The sequence below is a fragment of the Staphylococcus sp. 191 genome (assembly GCF_011174885.1).
Taxonomy (GTDB): Bacteria; Bacillota; Bacilli; order Staphylococcales; family Staphylococcaceae; genus Staphylococcus; species Staphylococcus coagulans.
Genome location: NZ_PNRJ01000001.1, coordinates 302,680 through 322,229, shown reverse-complemented (window position 1 = coordinate 322,229; position 19,550 = coordinate 302,680). Strand labels below are relative to the sequence as shown.

At 36.7% G+C, this 19,550-nt stretch carries 20 protein-coding genes and 1 riboswitch; of the genes, 17 read left to right on the top strand and 3 right to left on the bottom strand.

The features are described from left to right. The first annotated feature begins 68 nt into the window (after window positions 1–68). Together C1H58_RS01580 and C1H58_RS01575 are read left to right on the top strand one after the other, a co-directional pair. Window positions 69–1,073, top strand: coding sequence for an NADP-dependent oxidoreductase (locus C1H58_RS01580; RefSeq protein ID WP_165545099.1), 1,005 nt, complete (start codon window positions 69–71; stop codon window positions 1,071–1,073). Between the two features lie 42 nt (window positions 1,074–1,115). Then, window positions 1,116–1,475 carry a DoxX family protein gene (locus tag C1H58_RS01575; RefSeq protein WP_050331668.1) on the top strand — a complete coding sequence of 120 codons (360 nt, stop codon included), beginning with the start codon at window positions 1,116–1,118 and terminating at the stop codon, window positions 1,473–1,475. Between the two features lie 91 nt (window positions 1,476–1,566). On the opposite strand, the gene C1H58_RS01570 is transcribed toward C1H58_RS01575, so the two are convergent. Further along, window positions 1,567–2,256: a response regulator transcription factor gene (locus C1H58_RS01570; protein WP_050346010.1), complete on the bottom strand. Its 690-nt coding sequence runs from the start codon at window positions 2,254–2,256 to the stop codon at window positions 1,567–1,569. Between the two features lie 21 nt (window positions 2,257–2,277). Beyond that, window positions 2,278–4,893: a sensor histidine kinase gene (locus C1H58_RS01565; RefSeq protein ID WP_165545098.1), complete on the bottom strand. Its 2,616-nt coding sequence runs from the start codon at window positions 4,891–4,893 to the stop codon at window positions 2,278–2,280. Window positions 4,894–5,060: 167 nt separating this feature from the next. On the opposite strand from C1H58_RS01565, the gene kdpF reads away from it, so the two are divergent. The 14 genes from kdpF (at window position 5,061) to C1H58_RS01495 (ending at window position 17,924) form a co-directional block, all read left to right on the top strand. After that, window positions 5,061–5,141 (top strand): K(+)-transporting ATPase subunit F, encoded by an 81-nt coding sequence (gene kdpF / locus C1H58_RS12530; protein ID WP_081635118.1) that lies wholly within the window; start codon window positions 5,061–5,063, stop codon window positions 5,139–5,141. Between the two features lie 25 nt (window positions 5,142–5,166). After that, on the top strand, window positions 5,167–6,843 hold the full coding sequence (kdpA, locus tag C1H58_RS01555) for a potassium-transporting ATPase subunit KdpA (protein ID WP_165545097.1): 1,677 nt from the start codon (window positions 5,167–5,169) through the stop codon (window positions 6,841–6,843). 15 nt (window positions 6,844–6,858) lie between these two features. Then, entirely contained in the window at window positions 6,859–8,883 is a 2,025-nt protein-coding gene (gene kdpB / locus C1H58_RS01550) for a potassium-transporting ATPase subunit KdpB (RefSeq protein ID WP_165545096.1), read from the top strand. 10 nt (window positions 8,884–8,893) lie between these two features. Beyond that, window positions 8,894–9,457: a potassium-transporting ATPase subunit KdpC gene (gene kdpC, locus C1H58_RS01545; protein WP_050346006.1), complete on the top strand. Its 564-nt coding sequence runs from the start codon at window positions 8,894–8,896 to the stop codon at window positions 9,455–9,457. A 524-nt stretch (window positions 9,458–9,981) separates the two neighbouring features. Continuing rightward, window positions 9,982–10,608 (top strand): Bax inhibitor-1 family protein, encoded by a 627-nt coding sequence (locus C1H58_RS01540; protein ID WP_050331662.1) that lies wholly within the window; start codon window positions 9,982–9,984, stop codon window positions 10,606–10,608. Window positions 10,609–10,627: 19 nt separating this feature from the next. Continuing rightward, a riboswitch (TPP riboswitch) is annotated at window positions 10,628–10,735 on the top strand. Window positions 10,736–10,809: 74 nt separating this feature from the next. After that, window positions 10,810–11,394 carry a thiamine phosphate synthase gene (locus tag C1H58_RS01535; protein ID WP_165545095.1) on the top strand — a complete coding sequence of 195 codons (585 nt, stop codon included), beginning with the start codon at window positions 10,810–10,812 and terminating at the stop codon, window positions 11,392–11,394. A gap of 5 nt (window positions 11,395–11,399) precedes the next feature. After that, window positions 11,400–11,600 carry a sulfur carrier protein ThiS gene (gene thiS / locus C1H58_RS01530; protein ID WP_016424425.1) on the top strand — a complete coding sequence of 67 codons (201 nt, stop codon included), beginning with the start codon at window positions 11,400–11,402 and terminating at the stop codon, window positions 11,598–11,600. A gap of 2 nt (window positions 11,601–11,602) precedes the next feature. Then, the gene (locus C1H58_RS01525; RefSeq protein ID WP_165545154.1) at window positions 11,603–12,370 is read left to right on the top strand and encodes a thiazole synthase; all 768 of its coding nucleotides are present in this window, start codon (window positions 11,603–11,605) and stop codon (window positions 12,368–12,370) included. Then, on the top strand, window positions 12,370–13,377 hold the full coding sequence (locus tag C1H58_RS01520) for a ThiF family adenylyltransferase (RefSeq protein WP_165545094.1): 1,008 nt from the start codon (window positions 12,370–12,372) through the stop codon (window positions 13,375–13,377). The genes C1H58_RS01525 and C1H58_RS01520 overlap by 1 nt, the downstream gene beginning before the upstream one ends. Before the next feature lie 75 nt (window positions 13,378–13,452). Next, a complete protein-coding gene (locus C1H58_RS01515; protein ID WP_165545153.1) occupies window positions 13,453–14,166 on the top strand; it encodes a YebC/PmpR family DNA-binding transcriptional regulator in 714 nt (237 codons plus the stop codon). 23 nt (window positions 14,167–14,189) lie between these two features. After that, window positions 14,190–14,666, top strand: coding sequence for a cupin domain-containing protein (locus tag C1H58_RS01510; RefSeq protein ID WP_165545093.1), 477 nt, complete (start codon window positions 14,190–14,192; stop codon window positions 14,664–14,666). 371 nt (window positions 14,667–15,037) lie between these two features. Beyond that, on the top strand, window positions 15,038–15,601 hold the full coding sequence (locus tag C1H58_RS01505) for a ribonuclease FAU-1 family protein (RefSeq protein ID WP_165545092.1): 564 nt from the start codon (window positions 15,038–15,040) through the stop codon (window positions 15,599–15,601). A gap of 123 nt (window positions 15,602–15,724) precedes the next feature. Next, window positions 15,725–16,591 carry a LysR family transcriptional regulator gene (locus tag C1H58_RS01500; RefSeq protein WP_016424431.1) on the top strand — a complete coding sequence of 289 codons (867 nt, stop codon included), beginning with the start codon at window positions 15,725–15,727 and terminating at the stop codon, window positions 16,589–16,591. A 127-nt stretch (window positions 16,592–16,718) separates the two neighbouring features. After that, window positions 16,719–17,924: a sugar efflux transporter gene (locus C1H58_RS01495; RefSeq protein WP_060830306.1), complete on the top strand. Its 1,206-nt coding sequence runs from the start codon at window positions 16,719–16,721 to the stop codon at window positions 17,922–17,924. A gap of 254 nt (window positions 17,925–18,178) precedes the next feature. On the opposite strand, the gene C1H58_RS01490 is transcribed toward C1H58_RS01495, so the two are convergent. Next, window positions 18,179–18,862 (bottom strand): DUF1129 family protein, encoded by a 684-nt coding sequence (locus C1H58_RS01490; protein WP_050346001.1) that lies wholly within the window; start codon window positions 18,860–18,862, stop codon window positions 18,179–18,181. Between the two features lie 97 nt (window positions 18,863–18,959). Here C1H58_RS01490 and C1H58_RS01485 point away from each other — a divergent pair, with 97 nt between their 5' ends. Further along, window positions 18,960–19,415 (top strand): GNAT family N-acetyltransferase, encoded by a 456-nt coding sequence (locus C1H58_RS01485; RefSeq protein WP_165545091.1) that lies wholly within the window; start codon window positions 18,960–18,962, stop codon window positions 19,413–19,415. Window positions 19,416–19,550 lie beyond the last annotated feature (135 nt).

The following is a 19,550-nucleotide window of genomic DNA, read 5'->3' as shown; positions in this document are numbered from 1 at the left end:
GAGCATCTCAAGTTGTTGAATTCAATACGACGAGATGTATCTCAATCTATTAAGAACGGAGGCTAATTATGCAAAATGAACAAATTGTTTTAGCAAAAAGACCTAAAGGTGTACCAAAAGATGATACTTTTAGATATGAAGAGATAGAAACTGTTGAGCCAAAGCAAGGTGAAGTTCAACTAGAAGCAGTTTATATTTCAGTTGATCCGTACATGCGTGGCAGAATGAATGATTCGAAAAGTTATGTTAAACCTTATGAAATTGATGCGCCTATTCACGGCCATATCGTGGCGAAGGTTATTAAATCTGAAGCGGATAATTTTAATGTAGGTGATTATGTTACAGGTGTCTTACCTTGGCAAAAAATCATTACCGTAGATGCACAAAAAGTAGATCCGATTCCTTCAAAAGAAGTTCCATTGTATTTGTATTTAAGTGTTCTCGGCATGCCTGGTATGACGGCTTATACAGGTTTATTAGAAATTGGAAAACCAAAACAAGGTGAAACCGTCGTTGTATCAGCAGCTTCTGGTGCTGTAGGTTCTGTTGTAGGACAAATCGCTAAAATTAAAGGCGCTAGAGTTGTTGGTATTGCGGGTGGCGACGAGAAAACATCATATTTAACAGATACACTTGGCTTCGATGTTGCAGTTGACTATAAACGTGATGACTTTGCAGAGAAACTTGAACAAGCTGTTCCAGACGGTATTGATGTTTATTACGAAAATGTGGGCGGCGCACTATCAGATGAAGTATTCAAACATCTCAATCAGTTTGCGCGTGTCCCGGTGTGTGGCGCCATCTCAACATATAATAATACAGAGGCTGAACTGGGACCAAGAATTCAAGAAACTTTAGTGAAAAGCCAAGCATTGATGCAAGGCTTTGTGGTAGCTCAATTTTCTGATCATTTTAAAGAAGCAAGCGAACAACTTGCAAAATGGGTCTCTGAGGGTAAAATAAAATCAGAAGTAACAATTGATAACGGTTTTAATCAATTGCCTACAGCTTTTAGAAAATTATTCTCAGGTGATAACTTTGGTAAGCAAGTCGTGCAAGTATCTGAAGAATAATTGAAACTAAACACAAACTTTAAAGTCAGCAAAGGAGAAAATATGAAACAACTTATCGCAAAATTATTATTTAGCACTATGTTTTTCCGAAGTGGACAAGCCCATTTTAAAAACAAAGAAATGTTTTTAAGAATTGTCCCATCTTATTTGCCTTTTAAAGAAGCAATTGTGAAATACTCAGGTATCGCAGAATTTGTACTTTCTGCCTACATTTTATTAGGCAAAAACAGAAATCGTGTAAGAAAAATTGTAAGTGGCTTTTTATGGCTCGTCTTTCCAGCAAACATTTACGCTGCAAGAAAGAAAATTTCATATGCAGACAGTGAACGTAAGACAGTGAAAGAGCATGTGATTCGCTTACCATTGCAATTTGTGTTTGCATTCCTAACTAAATTTTTATAAAATCGTCGCAAAAAATTGAATGAAGCCGGCGCCAAAACTAAGTTGTTATTTCTTAGTTTTGGCGCCGGCTTTTTGATGATTTAAGTTGAAATCAATGCCAATATTGCATTTGATAACCGATACGAGGACGGGTAATAATGAGTTGTTTAGATGAAGGATGCGCTTGGTTAAGCTTGTTGCGCAATGATGTCATATGGACTCGTAGGCTCGGCATCTCTGATTTATTCACATAACCATAAATAGATTTGAGTATCGTATCGTACGTGAGTACTTTTCCTACGTGACGGCATAATAATTCTAATAAAGCAAACTCATTAGGGGTTAAACTTAACGTCTCGTTATTAATACATGCTGTTTTAGACTGATAAGACACGACTAAAGGCCCATTTTCGAAGACGATATCTTTATGATCTTGCATATTTTTCAACCGTTGTACGACTCTAATGCGTGCGCGTAATTCATCAACATTAAAAGGCTTTGTCATGTAATCGTTCGCGCCGTTATCCAATGCCTCAACAATCGTTTGTTCATCTAATCGTGCACTAATCACAATAATAGGGATATCAAAAGTTTGACGTATCATTTTAATGAGGTCCAAACCATCCATATCGGGCAATCCTAAATCCAACAAAATAATATCGGGTGCTTTTGAACGAATTTGAAAATTAGCGTCTTTGCCATTAGTCGCAGTGAGCACTTCATAATAATCAAGGGTTAATGAGACGTCGAGTAAGTGTGTAATCGCATCATCATCTTCTACAACGAGTATTTTAACATTCACTGCACTTCCTCCTTAATTTTTTTAATATTCATAAGGTAGGTTGAAATAAAATATACTACCATGTGGCTCGTTTTGTCGATATTTTAACTGACTGTCATGTTTCTCTAAAATAGACTGAACAAGATAAAGACCGAGCCCCATACTGTCTTTTTTATTATCTTTGAAAAGTTGATGTTTATGAAAAGGTTGGAAAATTGTATGTTGCTCTTCATCAGTCAAGCCAGGACCATGATCAATGACCTCAAACAAAATCTGCTGTTCATTTTTACTGATGACTAGCGTGATTTTAGTTTCAGGAGGTGTATGTTTTAAAGCATTTTCTATCAAATTGAAAATGGCTTGTAAAATGAGTTTGCTATCAATATTAACAAAACAAATATCATGAAATGCCATGACCTTAACTTGATGATTTAATCTTCTACGCTCTAATACTGATTCTATTTCTTCAACTAATTCTTCAATGAGATAAAGTTGACGATTTAATTTCACATTTGAATGTTCGAGTTTCGTAAGTGACAAAATATTTGAAACTAACATGTGTAAATATTGAGCTTCATCGAAAGAGCGTGAAACCAACTGATGTTGTTCTTGTTGAGACATCTCTTTGCCGTAAAGTAATAATACATCTAAATTACCGATAATTGATGTTAAAGGTGTTCGGATATCATGAGAGATCGAACGTAGAAAGTTTGAACGTGTCATTTCTCGCTCAGCACGCAACATCGATTCACGGGTTTGACGTAATAAGCTCAAGTTTTCTACCGCAAGTGAAATTTCATTAAGCATAGACTCTAAAATAGAATTATCATAGGAATCAATGACTTGTGTTTCTGAAAAATGTATAGACACAATCGCTTTGACAGGATTTGTGCCTATTGGAATTAATAAATATTGAATCCCTGGAAAAGTATCCGTCGTGGCACCAGCACGTTTTTGGTTTTTGATAATCCAACTCAATGCTTGCTGATGTCGTGAATAGTCGGCATGCGGACCCTCGATAGGAATCGTTTTTGAAATCTTTTCATCTTCAACTAAGTAAATCGTAACTTCTTGATTTAAAAGATGTTGGATTTGATGTCTTGCATTAACTAATAAATCAGGAATGGTATGCGTTTGTTTAATTGAATCATTAAATTGTAACAGGATATCTGTACGATAGAGTTGATGTTTCGTTACGATGTACTGATGCTTAATTTGTTTTAATAGTCCACTTGTCACGATGCTGACGATAATACTAATGGTGAATGTAATAGGGTAATCAAAACGATAAACTTCGAAAGTAAATCTTGGCACGGTAAAAAAGAAATTAAAGACAAATACGTTTAAAATCGCTGCGAAAAAACCGATGAGGTGCGACTGTGTCCACATACTTAAAACAATAATCCCTAATAAAAATAATAGGAGAATAATGGTATCTTGTTCCCCTTTATCTGCGTTATAAACCCATAGGCCCAAAAGGACACATATGGCTTGAATGGTGATCATTTTAAAAATATCCACGGCCCAACGTTTCTGCTCTACCTTTTGACTGTGTCGTTCATGCTTCGCTTTCATTTGAATATGCTTTATTGGCACGATTTCAATTTTATAATGATGCTTTAAATCCAGTAATTGGTCAATCAGCGGGCGTTTGAAAATATCGTTCCATCTGTCACTAATATGTTGTCCAATAACAAGTTTAGTGACTTTTTGGGATTTGCACCAGTCGTCGAGACCCGATGCAATTTGATTATCATAAATCACTTTTACGGATGCCCCTAATGATTGTGCAAGCATTAAATTTTGATGGACTTGACTTTCATTAGCGTAGTGTCTGCCTTCATGATCAAAAACGTCAATATAAACAGCTGTAAATTGAGCATGTTCACGATTGGCGATACGCCGCGCTTCTCGAATAACTGTCTCATTGCTGATGCTCCCACTAATTGCGACGGCAATATGAGGTGTAATATCAATATTTTTCTTATAGAGGTGCTCTTTTTGGCTCATAATATCTGCGGCTGTTCTGAGTGTTAATTCCCTTAGTTCTGAAAGGTTCTCGTAAGTGAAAAAATGAGTAAATGCCGTATCGAGTCGTTCTTTTTTATATACTTTTCCTGCTTTAAGACGATTGATGAGCTGTTTAGGTGAAATATCAATCACTTCTATGGCATCACTCGACATAATAAATTGATCTGGCACCCGTTCTTTAACTTTGACACCTGTCATTAATGATACTTGCTCGCTCAAACTTTCGATATGTTGAATATTTAACGTGGTATGTACATCAATTCCGTGGGAAAGAATTTCTTCAATGTCCATATATCTTTTTTCATGACGCTCTTTTGAAATATTCGTGTGCGCTAATTCATCTATAAGAATGATATCAGGCGCATCATCAATGATTTGATCAACATCTAAATACTGGAATGTATGACTCCCATGATTTTTAGATTTAGTTTGTATGACGGGTAGTTTTTCAGCTAGCGCATGGGTTTCTTTACGTTGATGTGGCTCTATGTAACCAATTTTAATATCAGCGCCTTCTTGATATGAATCTATAGCATTAGATAACATTTCATAAGTTTTACCCACACCCGGAGAATAACCAAGGTATATTGTCAGGGACCCTCTTTTTATCGTTGGATTACGCTCCATATTTTTCACCTCTTTTAATTCATCATAAACTTCAAATCTTATATTTTCTATAAAAAAATACGTTTTTCTTTATCTTAATAACTTCTTAATAAAACGGTACAAATATTAATAATCCCCTTATAAAAATTTTTATATAATAATTCCTGCAATAAGGAGGAGGTCAAGAGATGATTATCGTATTGGGTCTCATTGTCATCGTATTAATTGGCTATTTAGTATACGCCTTAATTTACAGTGAAAAGTTTTAAATTCGATTATTGATGGAGGGAAAACATGGAAGTCGTTATCTTTTTAATCATCTTTCTTTTATGCGCATTTTTATTAAGTCGATACTTATATAGTGTTGCATTATTAATCCCTACACCGGCAGATAAGGTGTTTTTAGGTGTGGAAGAAGGGATTTACAAAGTGTTAGGCACAAAGTTAGAGCACATGTCGGGTAAGACATATCTGAAACATTTTCTACTATTTAATGGACTAATGGGAATCGTGTCATTCCTATTGTTACTGATTCAACAATGGCTCTTTTTAAATCCGAATCATAGTTTAAATCAATCGGTTTCATTGGCGTTTAATACGGTCGCTTCATTCTTAACGAATACGAACTTACAGCATTACGCTGGAGAATCTGGACTCACTTATTTAACACAGATGATTGTCATCACTTATTTGATGTTTACGTCTAGTGCTTCAGGTTATGCGGTTTGTATTGCGATGTTGCGTCGACTAACGGGGATGACAGATGTCATTGGCAACTTTTATCAAGATGTTGTACGGTTTATCGTTCGCGTTTTAATACCGCTATCATTTCTTGTGAGTATTCTTTTGACGAGTCAAGGCACACCACAAAATTTAAAAGGTAACCTAACGTTGCATACGATCACGGGAAAAATTCAACAAATCGCATATGGTCCTATCGCATCATTAGAGTCCATTAAACATATCGGTACAAACGGTGGCGGCTTTTTAGGCGCCAACTCATCAACACCATTTGAAAATCCGACTGTATGGTCGAACTATATTGAAATGTTGAGTATGATGTTGATTCCTGGTGCGCTTGTCTTCCTATTTGGAAGAATGTTGACAAAAAGTGGTAAACAAATTCATGCGCACGCTTATGTCATATTTGGAACAATGTTGCTATTTTTTTTAGTTTTCTTCACGATTGCCATTATTTCAGAGTACAAAGGTAACGTTGTGTTGTCGCATTTAGGTGTGGTTGGACCGAATATGGAAGGAAAAGAAGTGAGATTTGGCCCAGGGCTTTCAGCGCTCTTCACGACGATTACAACAGCATTTACGACAGGTACAGTTAATAATATGCATGATACGCTTACACCGTTTGGTGGTTTTGTACCTTTAATATTAATGATGCTTAATGCTATTTTCGGTGGTGAAGGTGTTGGATTAATGAATATGTTGATTTTCGTCTTATTAACAGTATTTATTTGTAGTTTGATGGTAGGGAAAACACCAAACTATTTAGGAATGAAAATAGAAGGACGAGAAATGAAGCTCATCGCATTGACATTTTTAATTCATCCGATATTGATTTTAGTTGCGACCGCATTCGCTTTTATTATTCCTGGTGCGAGTGACGCATTAACGAATCCTTCATTTCATGGTATCTCACAAGCGCTTTACGAAATGACATCATCATCAGCCAATAATGGTTCTGGGTTTGAAGGACTCGCAGATGATACGACGTTCTGGAACGTCTCAACCGGTATCGTCATGTTGATTGCGCGTTATATACCTATCATTTTACAAATTATGATTGCTTCAAGCTTAGTTAATAAAAAAGCATATCAAAAAGATGATCAGACCGTGGCTATCGACAAACCTTTCTTTGGTGTATCACTCACAATTTTTATTATTTTATTGAGTGGTTTGACATTTTTACCAGTGTTATTACTTGGACCTATTGGAGAATTTTTATCATTAAAATAAAGGAGGATATGTTGAATGAATCAATCATCTCATGTCTTGAATGGCGCGATAGTCAAACAAGCCGTCAAAGAGAGTTTTATAAAATTAAACCCTGCATATCTCATTAAAAATCCAATTATGTTTGTTGTAGAAGTAGGGATGGTTTTAACATTAATTATGACGATCGTCCCACAAATTTTTACAGATGATGCGATGTCACGGCTTTATTTATTTACAATTTTTGTGATTTTATTATTGACGATTCTATTCTCTAATTTTTCAGAAGCCATTGCTGAAGGACGAGGTAAAGCACAGGCGAATAGTCTTCGTGAAACAAAATCAAATATGGTTGCACGTCGAATTATAGGCGATGAAAAATATGAAACGATTGATGGTTCTGCGTTAAAACGTGGAGATCGTATCCTTGTTAAAGCCGGGGAAACTATCCCATCAGACGGAACGATTATTGAAGGGATTGCAACGGTTGATGAATCTGCAATTACAGGGGAATCAGCACCAGTGATTAAAGAATCAGGTGGTGATTTTTCAGGTGTTATTGGTGGCACAACGGTAACATCGGATTGGCTCGTTATTGAAGTTGATAGTGAGGAAGGGGCTACGTTTTTAGATAAAATGATTGCCTTAGTCGAAGGTGCACAACGTAAAAAAACGCCGAATGAAATTGCACTTTTCACCTTACTTATTACTTTAACGATTATCTTTTTAGTTGTTATCTTAACATTTTATCCTATTGCACAGTACTTAAAACTGAATGTGCCCATTGCAACGTTGATCGCATTAACAGTATGTTTAATACCGACAACGATTGGGGGATTACTTTCAGCTATTGGTATTGCTGGGATGGACCGCGTTACACAATTTAATATTTTAGCTAAAAGTGGACGCTCTGTAGAAACATGCGGAGACGTAGACGTATTAATTTTGGATAAAACCGGCACAATTACTTATGGTAACCGTTTAGCGGAATCATTGATGCCCGTGCATGAAGAATGGTATGACAGATTGCTCGTCGCAGCTTATGAAACTTCTGTTTATGATGATACACCTGAAGGTAAAAGTATTGTTGCTTTGGCGCAAGCTTCATCGGTTCAATTACCGGACGAAGTCAAAGGTGACTACCAACCATTTAAAGCAGAAACACGTATGAGCGGTATTATCATAGGAGATCGCACAGTCTTTAAAGGGGCGCCTAATAGTATGATTAAATATGTTAAACAAAAAGGTGGCATGGTACCTTCTAATATTGAATCGCTGGTTACTGAAGTCTCTAGTAAAGGCGGAACACCTTTAATCGTCGTTGAAGATCAAACAATTTTAGGCGTCATTTACTTAAAAGATGTCATTAAAGAAGGGTTGATCGAACGTTTTCAAGAGTTACGTCAAATGGGCATCGAAACAGTTATGTGTACAGGTGATAACGAATTAACTGCCGCGACTATTGCGAAAGAAGCGGGTGTGGATCGTTTTATCGCAGAATGTAAACCAGAAGATAAAATAAAAGTCATTAAAGAAGAACAAGAAAAAGGGCATATCGTCGCAATGACAGGAGACGGAACAAACGACGCGCCCGCATTAGCACAAGCCAACGTTGGATTAGCTATGAACTCAGGTACATTAAGTGCAAAAGAAGCAGCAAATTTAATTGATTTGGATTCAAATCCAACGAAACTGATGGAAGTTGTTAAAATCGGTAAACAATTATTGATGACGAGAGGTGCGTTGACAACATTTAGTATTGCGAATGATATCGCGAAGTATTTTGCGATTTTACCTGCAATGATGATGGTCACTGTACCGGAAATGAGTATTTTAAATATTATGCGTTTGCATTCTCCTGAATCTGCAATTGTTTCAGCGTTAATATTTAATGCACTGATTATTGCATTACTAATTCCAATTGCGATGAAAGGTGTGCGCATTAAAGGTGCTTCAACCGAGACCATCCTCATGAAAAATATGTTGGTCTATGGATTGGGTGGTATGATTGTTCCGTTTATTGGAATTAAACTCATCGATCTCATTGTTCAATGGTGGATATAGGAGGGTGTATATGAAAGCGATAAGAAGTAGCATAGGACTCGTTGTAATGACAATGGTTTTGTGTGGTGTCCTCTTTCCATTGGCTGTAACGGCAGTTGGACAGACGTTGTTTCACCACCAAGCTAACGGAAGTCTTGTGACACAGAATGGTAAGGTAGTAGGTTCGAATCTCATTGGACAGCAGTGGAATGAACCGCAATATTTTCACGGAAGAACGAGTGCTGTCAAATATAATATGGATAAAGCGACATTGAAAGAAAAAGGGGTGGCTTCTGGTAGTGATAACTATTCAAATGGCAATCCTGAACTTAAAAAGAGAGTGGAAGATTTAAAACAAGACGATGGCCACCATACACCGATTGATGCAGTGACAGAATCTGGATCAGGTTTAGATCCCGATATTACGGTGGATAATGCAAAACAACAGGTGGCACGTATTGCAAAACAACGAAATCTCTCACCACAACAAATTGATCAATTAATTACTAAGCAAGCACATAAAGGAACGATGTATGATGACTATGTGAATGTGTTGGCGTTAAATATGGCTTTAGATCATCTGTCAGCACATTGATTATTGATTGTACAATGGCCGTTGTAGGGTCTATGATGATATGATAGAAGAGATGAGGCTGGGGTTATTTCCTCAATTCAAACGCTCTAAGATTGTTTTTAATGAAACTGTCTTAGAGCGTTTTTGATGTTGGATTACTTGTATGGATGGCTTCCTTTCCGAGGGGACAGCCTCAGCCTGTAGTCTTCGGCTTGTCCTGTTCCCTCAGGCGTCTTGCCATCCATCTGTCGTTAAAAATAAAAGAAGATGCATTGTAACAATGAGTCATTGAACAAGGTCCAACGGCTAATGGCTTCATAAGTCAGTGGAAAGTATTCTATAGATTGATGGCTAATTTGTGCAACTGAATATAACATAAAGAAACGCCACAATGATAGTGAACATAAGATGTGGATTACACGGCGTGAAAACTAAGATGAATGAGGTCTAAAAAGTGCATTTTCTGGTACAGGACAAGAGACTTTATTTTATTCGTGACACAATCTATCGTAAAATATAACAACCAAAAAGAAAGGAGAGAAAAGATGTCATCATCAACACATCAAGCCGCTAGTAAGGCTTATGGAAAAGTTTGGCTCTTTTTTGTTTATTATTGGCTTATTTTTGGCATTTCAACTTATTTAGGTCAATTTTTACCAGAAGCATGGCGCCAACCGTTATCGATAGGATTACTTATCCTTATCCTTACTTCGATGGTTGTACAACGTGTACGTTTTAGTGGTCCTATCATTTCACATATTTATACCATTGTTGCAGGCTTATTATCCTATGCCACATTTATGTATACGTTAGAAGATTTGGGGCCAAGTGTATTTTTTAACACTGTTTTATTAGCGATTGCAGCGTTTCTTATTTTTGGATTTTTAGGTTACTTTTTGATAAAAGATGCTTCAAGTATCGGAAAATATTTATTCGTAACACTTATCGCTTTAATTTTAGCAAGTCTACTCGGGTGGTTTATCCATAATCCGATTTACCATACGCTTATTGCTGTGGTAGGTTTGTTATTATTCTTATTGTATACCCTTTACGACTTTAATCGAATGAAACGAGGACAATTTTCACCTAGAGAGATGGGTTTCAATTTGTTCTTAAACCTTTTCCGTATTATTCGTTATGTGTTAGAATTAACACGTATGGTAAAACGTTAACGCAATTGAATAGATAAAACGATTCCACTGGAAGTGCCATTGCGAATGGCTGAGATTGAAATGCGATTTCAAAATTCCTGAACCTGATCCAGTTCGTACTGGCGTAGGAAAGTGGCTGAATTCGTGGGAATAACACGCTACTTTTCTTAATTTGATTTATGAAAAGTAGCTTTTTTTGTTGCGTTAAGGAGGATGGATACGATGATTGTAGTGGTTACACCTTATCAAAGGCTTGATCACACGCATATTCAACGCTTGTGTGCAATTGAACCTGATATTAATGGCGTCATTTTCAGGACGCCTATGAGAAAGCCTGAACTAGAAAAATGGATTTTAAAGTTGCATGATGAAGGTTTTCCAAAATCTAAAATGATTGTACATACGGATGTGCAGCTTGCCGAGCAATTGGGCATTCATCGCCTTCATTTCAGAGAAGGTGATGTTGAAGCTGAATATATCAAACAGAAGTCGCCGGATTATCGTATTAGTATGTCTACACATTCTGAAAACAGTATTCGCTATGCGCAAGCTCAACGTTTTGATTTTGTGTTGTTTGGTCATCTCTTTCCCACACCCTCTAAGCCCAATCAGCCACCGCGATCGTCTAGTGAAATTGCATCAGTGTTGTCTATTGACTTTCCTATTATTGCAATTGGAGGCATTCGTCTTGAGACAATCCAAAACGTTCCTACAGGTTTTTCGGGGATCGCATGTATCGGAAGTGCGTTTTCAAACGAAATCCATCAGTTTAAACAAATGGTCACTTATTGGCGTGCAAAGGAGTGAAGGGAATGCAAGTATATGTGAATGGTGAAAGGCAACTTTTCGATGAAGGTACTACGATTCGTGATATATTGAATCACTTTGGTATTGAGTCAAAACGCATGGCAGTCGAACGTAACGAAGAAGTTGTAAAACGCTCAGAGTGGGATACAACTGAAGTGCGTGAAGACGATCAGTTAGAACTTTTAGAATTTGTTGGAGGCGGTTAATGATGTTTAAAATTGGTAATTTAAGTTTCAATTCAAGATTATTTTTAGGAACAGGTAAATTCGAAAATGAAGAGATTCAATCTCGTGCGATAGACGCATCTGAAACAGAAGTACTTACATTTGCGGTACGCCGAATGAGTTTGTATGATGAAAAGTTGCCTAATCCTTTAGCCAATGTGGACTTGTCTCAATTTACGACATTTCCAAATACTGCAGGTGCGAAAACGGCTGAAGAAGCAGTACGTATTGCTGAATTGGCAAATGAAGCGGGTGTATGTGACATGATTAAAGTAGAGGTGATTGGTGACGATGAAACTTTATTACCTGATTCCCTCGAAACTTATAAAGCATGTGAAATTTTATTAGAAAAAGGCTACATTGTCTGTCCATATATTTCAGATGATGTTGTGTTAGCGAAACGTTTGGAAGCGCTTGGTGTACATGCCGTGATGCCACTTGCTTCGCCAATTGGTACAGGAAGAGGTATTAGCAATCCTTTAAACTTGCGATACATTATAGAAAAAAGTCAAGTTCCTGTTATTGTCGATGCGGGGATAGGTTCGGCAAAAGACTGTGCGGAAGCGATGGAACTTGGGGCAGATGCGATATTATTAAATTCTGCGGTATCGCGTGCTAAAGATCCTGTGAAAATGGCAGAAGCAATGAAAAAAGGTATTGAAGCGGGTCGTTTGAGCTATGAAGCGGGTCGTATTCCTATTCGATATAATGCTGTTCAATCAAGCCCATCAGAGGGGTTAGGGTTCTTATAATGACCCGCTATAACAGACAAGAGAAATTTAAACCTTTTGGTCAACAAGGACAAGTCCAACTGCAGCAATTACATGTGATGGTTATCGGTGTTGGCGCGCTAGGAAGTGGTATCGCAGAACAATTGACGCGAAGTGGTGTCGGCCGTTTAACAATCGTTGATAAAGATGTGGTGTCCTTATCTAATTTACATCGTCAAAGTGGTTATACTGAAGCGGATGCACAAGCCATGACACCGAAAGTATTTGCATTACAACAACATCTATCAGCAATGAACCATGAGGTGACGATAGAACCATTGAATGAGGAAATCACCGCAAGAAACATATTGGGCATCCTCAATGAAACGCAACCCGACATGATTTTAGATGGACTCGATCGATTTGAAACACGTTATTTAGTTAATGAAGCCTCTAGAAAGTTAAATATACCTTATATTTATGGGGCTGTAGTGGGGAGCCAAGTGAGTGTTTTTCCAATTCATCAAGATGGTCCATGCTTACATTGTGTAATGCCAGATGTGCCAGATACAATGGAAAGTTGTGATATTAATGGTGTTCTTCCACCCGCTGTTCATATGGCGAGTAGTCTGGTTGTAGCAGAAGTCTTTCATTATTTGATGCATGGTGATTTTTCTTATCGTATGACGACAATGGATATTTATCGTGGCAAAATGAAAACATTGTCTATCACAGCATTGAAAGAAGAAGATTGTAAAGTTTGTGCTCAACATCAATATGATCGATTAAATCATAAGCAACTCGAACAAACACAATTACTGTGTGGTGGCGTTTATCAATATAGACTCTCTCCAGAGCAGTTTTCAGCAAAAATCCATCCAAGTGTGACATGCTTAATCGAAAATCATTTTATTAAACGATTACAATATAAAGACTATGAAATGACATTATATCAAGATGGACGGTTGTTGATTTATCATGCGTCAGATCAGCAAACGGCGCATGAATTAGTACAACGATTATTCGTACAACCTGTTCATATTGAGTAGAATGTTGCCAGACTGTAAAATTTCCATGTATAATAAAGAGTATTCAAAAAAGCATGTGAAAGCGAGATGGAAGTAATGGGACGTAAATGGAATAACATTAAAGAAAAGAAAGCACAAAAAGATAAGAATACAAGTCGTATTTATGCAAAATTTGGTAAAGAAATCTATGTGGCTGCAAAATCAGGAGAGCCAGATCCAGAGTCAAACCAAGCGTTAAAACTTGTACTTGAACGTGCTAAAACTTATTCTGTACCCAACCATATTATTGAAAGAGCAATCGACAAAGCTAAAGGTGGCGGCGAAGAAAATTTCGATGCGTTACGTTATGAAGGTTTTGGTCCAAGTGGCTCCATGGTCATCGTTGACGCTTTAACAAACAATGTTAATCGTACGGCATCTGATGTAAGAGCTGCATTTGGTAAAAATGGAGGAAATATGGGCGTTTCTGGTTCGGTTGCTTATATGTTCGATCACACAGCGACATTTGCCTTTGAAGGTTTTGATGCAGATACTGTACTTGAAGCATTAATGGAAAACGATGTAGATGTTCGTGACGTGGTTGAAGAAAGTGATTTGACAATCGTCTATGCTGAACCTGACCAGTTTGCTACAGTTCAACAAGCTTTACGTGACATGGGCGTTGCTGACTTTGAAGTTGCAGAATTTGAAATGTTACCGCAAACAGAAGTGCAACTTTCTGGTGAAGACCAAGCGACTTTTGAAAAACTGATTGACGTATTAGAAGACCTTGAAGATGTACAACGTGTCTTCTATAATGTTGAACTATAATAAATCTCTGGGAGGCATTTATTATGGATGTTCAAGAATGGATACAGCATCTTAATTTAACCCCTCATCCTGAAGGGGGATATTATCGTGAAACAATATTAAGTCCAAATCAGGCAGAAGGCCGTCCAAATTATTCAAGCATTTATTTTTTATTAGAAGACGCAAACATTTCTCATTTTCATCGCATTGATGCTGATGAAATATGGTACTTTCATGCTGGGCATACACTCACGATTCATATGATACACCCTGATCACACATATGAAACTGTGCAACTCGGTCCGGATGTAGCAAATGGTGACGTATTACAATTTGTTGTGCCTAAAAATACCATTTTTGCATCTTCTATTGAACAAGAAAATAGTTTTGCGGTAGTGGGTTGTATGGTACAACCGGCATTTCAATTTGAACATTTTGAATTATTCACACAAGATGAGCTTATAAAAACTTATCCTGAGCATAAAACAATCATTCAAAAATATGCGAAAAAGAATGTGTAAATGAAAGGGAATGAGGAATGACCTCATTACGTCAATCCCATAACATATAGGGCGATGATGGGAGACAGTGGTTGTGATTTTAAACATACTAAGGTGGATGTTAAGGTGATGAGAACCTAACGATTGTATACACTTTAGTATGTTTTTTGTTTCATATTAAGATGTATGAAATCGTACGATGTTCTCACCTTTCAGAAAATCAACGTCTACGCTTAAATTGACGTATAAAAAATATTGCACATCACATAGCTTTAGACAGACTGACATCTATCATCGAGGTGTAGATGAGCAAAGTTCAAGTGGGTTAGAAACTGAGAGAAGTGACATATAACGCTGATTTATATATAATGTACGAAAGGGGGTTGGTGGCTGTGAAAGTGAAATATATTGATAAACGTCACTGGCGTCGCCTCTTAGACCATGATTATATCGAAGTTAAAGTAAACAATAACAAATTTAAAGGCATCATAGGTTTAATTACAATTAAAAAGGTGAGAGAGCCTTTAGAGGTGACCGTTGTAGGTAAAAAGATAGTCGTGGCTGATGATAACTATCAGTGGTTGCAAATATTACCAGAAAAAAAGCGTTACAGTATGACTGTCATGTTTAATGATAAAGGACAACCATTGCAATATTATTTTGATATTAATTTAAAAAATATAACGCAAAAAGGTAAGGCACGTACGTTAGACTTGTGCTTAGATGTGCTCGCACTACCCAATGGTCAATATGAACTTGTTGATCAAGATGACTTGGAATATGCACTGAAAACGAAGCAAATTACAAGAAAGCAATACCATGAAGCTTATGTGATCGCACACCAACTCATGATCCAGATTGATGAGGATTTTGAAGGTATTGAAAGACGGGCAATGTACTGTTATCAGAAAATCAAGCATAAGTATCAGAAAAAAGAAAAGCATAAACAGTATTAGTGATTAAAAGAAATGTTTTTCACACACCGTTACAACCAACCCAGCGTGTGCTGTGAAAGTATACATGCACACTGGACAATGTTCTGTTTGTCTAGTGTTCTTTTATTTTGAGGAGGCGCTACGATGAAAATTGATGATTATCGGTTGTTAATTACTTTAGATGAGACACGTACGTTGAGAAAAGCAGCTGAAAGACTATACATTTCTCAACCTGCAGTCACGCAACGTCTTAAATCTATAGAAAGACATTTTGGTGTTGAGATTTTCATCCGAACAAAAAAGCAGTTAATTACGACAACTGAAGGTGCGATGGTTATAGCGCATGCAAAATCAATGTTAAAGCAAGAGCGCTTGTTTCAAGATAAAATTAAGGCACATGTGGGTGCGATTAACGGGACACTATCGATTGGTTGTTCATCACTTGTGGGTCAAACAGTGTTACCTGAAGTGTTAAATCGTTATACAACTGAATTTCCAAATGTTGAAATTGAATTACAAGTCGGGTCAAGTGAACATATTAAAGCGAATCATAATGATTATCATATAATGATTGTTCGCGGAAATCCTTTATTAAATATGCATAATGATCATTTAATGGACGATAAACACTATTTTATTTATCCTAAAAATAAAAAAGATGAGTTGCATAAATTACCTTTCATCGAATTTCAGGCTGATCCAGTTTACATTAATCAAATTAAAACGTGGTATCAACAACATATGTCTCAAGATTATCATGCAAGAATCAAGGTGGATCAAGTTGCTACATGTAAAGCGTTACTTTTGAGTGGTGTTGGCGTGACCATATTACCAGAAATTATGGTGAAAGACTTAGATATTACACAATTCGAGATGTTAAAAGTTGACATAGAAGCACATTCGCTCGTGCGTTCTACATATTTAAGTTATGACATGAGTATGATGCAATTACCGCAAGTGAGCTCATTTATTAATGTTTTCAAAGAATATCTACATCTTGATCAGATGTGACGTATACCATTGCGCGTTTACGTCCGATGGTTTAAGAGTGTGCTTTTTTAGGTAAACAGAAGAAAAAGTAAAGGATGATGTAAAGTCATTTAAGAAAGAAGATAATTACGTATTAAGGAGAAAACAAATGTTTCGGGAATTATTAACTATTAAAAATTATAAGCTCTTTTTAGTCAACATGATGCTGATTGGCATGGGGATTGCCATTACAGTACCTTTTTTTGTGCTATTTGCAACAAACCAACTCGGGATGACTACCAATCAGTTTGGATTATTATTAGCACTTGCGGCAATTAGTCAATTCACAATGAACAGTATTGTCGCGCGTTTTTCAGACACACATGCTGTGAATCGCAAGTTATTAATTATTATTGGGTTATTTATGGGCGCTATTAGCTTTGCACTCCCCTTTTTTATTCATTCTATAACGCTATTTATTATTTTATATGCCATTTTTCAAGGGCTGTTCGCACCTGCAATGCCACAACTTTATGCATCTGCGAGAGAGTCTATTGATCAGTCAACTTCAAGCAGTCGCGCCGTTTTTGCAAATTCTGTGCTGCGGTCTATGTTTTCATTTGGTTTCTTATTTGGACCTTTAGTGGGTAACATTCTTAATCAGTCATGGGGCTATAGTGGACTTTTCGGAGGCACTGTCGCGATTATTTTGACAACACTACTCTTACAAGTCTTCTTTTTCAAAGATATCAAGACGAAACAACCCACGCGTACAGCGACACATACTGAACAAAATGCACCTTCTATGTTGAGACATCGTTATCTTATCGTGCCATTTGTTGCTTTTGTGTTATTACATATTGGGCAATGGATGTACACACTCAATATGCCCCTTTTTGTCACGAAATATCTTGGTGAAGAAGAGAAATATGTAGGTCATTTAGCAAGTTTATGTGCAGGTTTAGAAGTGCCTTTTATGATTATTTTAGGCATTGTTGCGAGTAAGGTTCAAACTCGAACGCTGTTGGCTATTGCAGCTGTTTGTGGAAGCCTCTTTTTTGGAAGTATAGGCGTGTTTGAAAGTGTGAGAATGATGTTAATTGGTCAAGTCTTACTTGCAGCATTTTTAGCTGTTTTATTAGGTATAGGGATTAGCTACTTTCAAGATATTTTGCCACAATTTCCAGGTTATGCTTCAACATTATTTGCAAATGCAATGGTTGTCGGCCAGTTGTTAGGAAACCTTCTAGGCGGTGCTATGAGTGACTGGATTGGTTTAGGTAATGTCTTCTATGTCTCTGCATTATCATTATCATTAGGTTTTGTATTAATTTTATTTACTAAAAAAAGTCCAAAAACAGTTGAAGTAAGCTAAATTCGATACAGGAAATAGACTGGACAACTGAGGAGATAAATAGGGCTTCATTTATGTAATGATTTAAATAGTAACTAAAAAACGAGGCTAGGATATGATCCTAGCCCCGTTTTTAATCATTTAAGCGCAAATTAAGGGCACGAAGAAGTTTTATTTTTTACATGTACCTTCAAGCACCTCATTACTTTTGAAGATTCATTTATTATATAGAAAATCGTCTTCGTTTTGCTTTGGACGATGGCCGTGCTTTAACTTTAACGCCATGAAGGTCCGGTCTGTTTCTGTTTATGATTCTGTAAATAAGCACCTACAGGTACAATAATGAATGATGCGACAATAAAAGCCCAATTGCTGATATGAATATAAGGGCCAAATTGTAAAAAGTTTTGTGGGAAGAAGAAAACAATAAAAATGATCACCACTAAAGCGATTAAAACGATGTAACCTAAAAGCCAAGCAATTCGGGAATAGCTAAAAGCTTGTAACTGTACCATTTTAAAGCAAGCCCATACAAACAAAAATGTAATAAAAATACCTAAAATAAAAGTGAACGGGAAAGTATAAAGATAAATTCGGGTATCATTGATAAAGAAGCCTAAAAAACCTTTTAAAAAGCAAAAGAGGCCTAATAAAAAAATAATATGTTGGAAAATATAACGAAATATATTGATAAATGTATGGTTGGGTAACTCTTTAATCGTTTGTATCGCATGTTTTTTTGGATCATGATTAAAAAAATCCATCGCATGCATCCCTTTATTTTCAGCATTAAGCAAATGCGTCAAAATACGTTGTAGAACAATTTCTGAATCATGTGCATTGACCCGCATATCTGCGCGTACATATGTCATATAGCTTTCAAATATTTGACGGTCTGTATTATTTAAGCGCAATGACTTAACATTATTTTCTTTCATGAGTTCGTTAGTTGTCTTCATTGGTCATGCACCTCCTTTTATTCGGTTCAACATTAAACTGTCACTATTATGACGATTTTATAGAAATAATTCAATACTTAAGAGAGAGGTATCACGTATGCTTTTACTGAAATCAAAAAATCACCACTATATACATCAAGTGGCATCAATACATGTACAAATGTTGTATGAACAGCGTCATAGCAATAAAAAGGCTGTGAGTCAGATGGAAATTGCACTGTACGAAGAAATGATTGATCGCCGGTTACGCTATACACAAGACTGGCTAGGTGTGATGAGGGGTGACGACGATAGAGTTCAAGCGTATGGATGGGCGCATTTTGATAGTACTTCTCAAACAGTGACGATTGAATCTCTTTATGTAGCACCTGCTTATCGTCAACAAGGCTATGCAGAGCAACTCAAAAAAGAGATTGAGCAGTGGGCAATCAAACAAGAGGCACATCAGTTGATTGGGACAGTGGATAAAAATAATGAAGCCATGATAGCATTGAACCAAAAGTTAGGTTATCAAGTCGAAAAGTATACGATGGTTAAAAATCTTGAGCATTAAGGCGATAGAGAAGTACGAATCTAGATGTTTTTCGAAGATTGTCTATATTTTTGTGATATGGAAAAGAAAGCTAAAGAGGGCACGAATGAATTCAGATTTTTTATCATGATGCGCATAGCCTTGTTATGCTAGAAG

Excerpts from the sequence above, each read along its gene's own strand:
- C1H58_RS01515 (WP_165545153.1), top strand. The coding sequence starts at position 13,453 with ATGGGACGTAAATGGAATAACATTAAAGAAAAGAAAGCACAAAAAGAT.
- kdpB (WP_165545096.1), top strand. The coding sequence starts at position 6,859 with ATGAATCAATCATCTCATGTCTTGAATGGCGCGATAGTCAAACAAGCC.
- C1H58_RS01510 (WP_165545093.1), top strand. The coding sequence starts at position 14,190 with ATGGATGTTCAAGAATGGATACAGCATCTTAATTTAACCCCTCATCCT.
- C1H58_RS01565 (WP_165545098.1), bottom strand. The coding sequence starts at position 4,893 with ATGGAGCGTAATCCAACGATAAAAAGAGGGTCCCTGACAATATACCTT.
- C1H58_RS01485 (WP_165545091.1), top strand. The coding sequence starts at position 18,960 with ATGCTTTTACTGAAATCAAAAAATCACCACTATATACATCAAGTGGCA.
- C1H58_RS01540 (WP_050331662.1), top strand. The coding sequence starts at position 9,982 with ATGTCATCATCAACACATCAAGCCGCTAGTAAGGCTTATGGAAAAGTT.
- kdpA (WP_165545097.1), top strand. The coding sequence starts at position 5,167 with ATGGAAGTCGTTATCTTTTTAATCATCTTTCTTTTATGCGCATTTTTA.
- C1H58_RS01580 (WP_165545099.1), top strand. The coding sequence starts at position 69 with ATGCAAAATGAACAAATTGTTTTAGCAAAAAGACCTAAAGGTGTACCA.
- C1H58_RS01500 (WP_016424431.1), top strand. The coding sequence starts at position 15,725 with ATGAAAATTGATGATTATCGGTTGTTAATTACTTTAGATGAGACACGT.
- C1H58_RS01490 (WP_050346001.1), bottom strand. The coding sequence starts at position 18,862 with ATGAAGACAACTAACGAACTCATGAAAGAAAATAATGTTAAGTCATTG.
- kdpC (WP_050346006.1), top strand. The coding sequence starts at position 8,894 with ATGAAAGCGATAAGAAGTAGCATAGGACTCGTTGTAATGACAATGGTT.
- kdpF (WP_081635118.1), top strand. The coding sequence starts at position 5,061 with ATGATTATCGTATTGGGTCTCATTGTCATCGTATTAATTGGCTATTTA.
- thiS (WP_016424425.1), top strand. The coding sequence starts at position 11,400 with ATGCAAGTATATGTGAATGGTGAAAGGCAACTTTTCGATGAAGGTACT.
- C1H58_RS01520 (WP_165545094.1), top strand. The coding sequence starts at position 12,370 with ATGACCCGCTATAACAGACAAGAGAAATTTAAACCTTTTGGTCAACAA.
- C1H58_RS01575 (WP_050331668.1), top strand. The coding sequence starts at position 1,116 with ATGAAACAACTTATCGCAAAATTATTATTTAGCACTATGTTTTTCCGA.
- C1H58_RS01525 (WP_165545154.1), top strand. The coding sequence starts at position 11,603 with ATGTTTAAAATTGGTAATTTAAGTTTCAATTCAAGATTATTTTTAGGA.
- C1H58_RS01535 (WP_165545095.1), top strand. The coding sequence starts at position 10,810 with ATGATTGTAGTGGTTACACCTTATCAAAGGCTTGATCACACGCATATT.
- C1H58_RS01495 (WP_060830306.1), top strand. The coding sequence starts at position 16,719 with ATGTTTCGGGAATTATTAACTATTAAAAATTATAAGCTCTTTTTAGTC.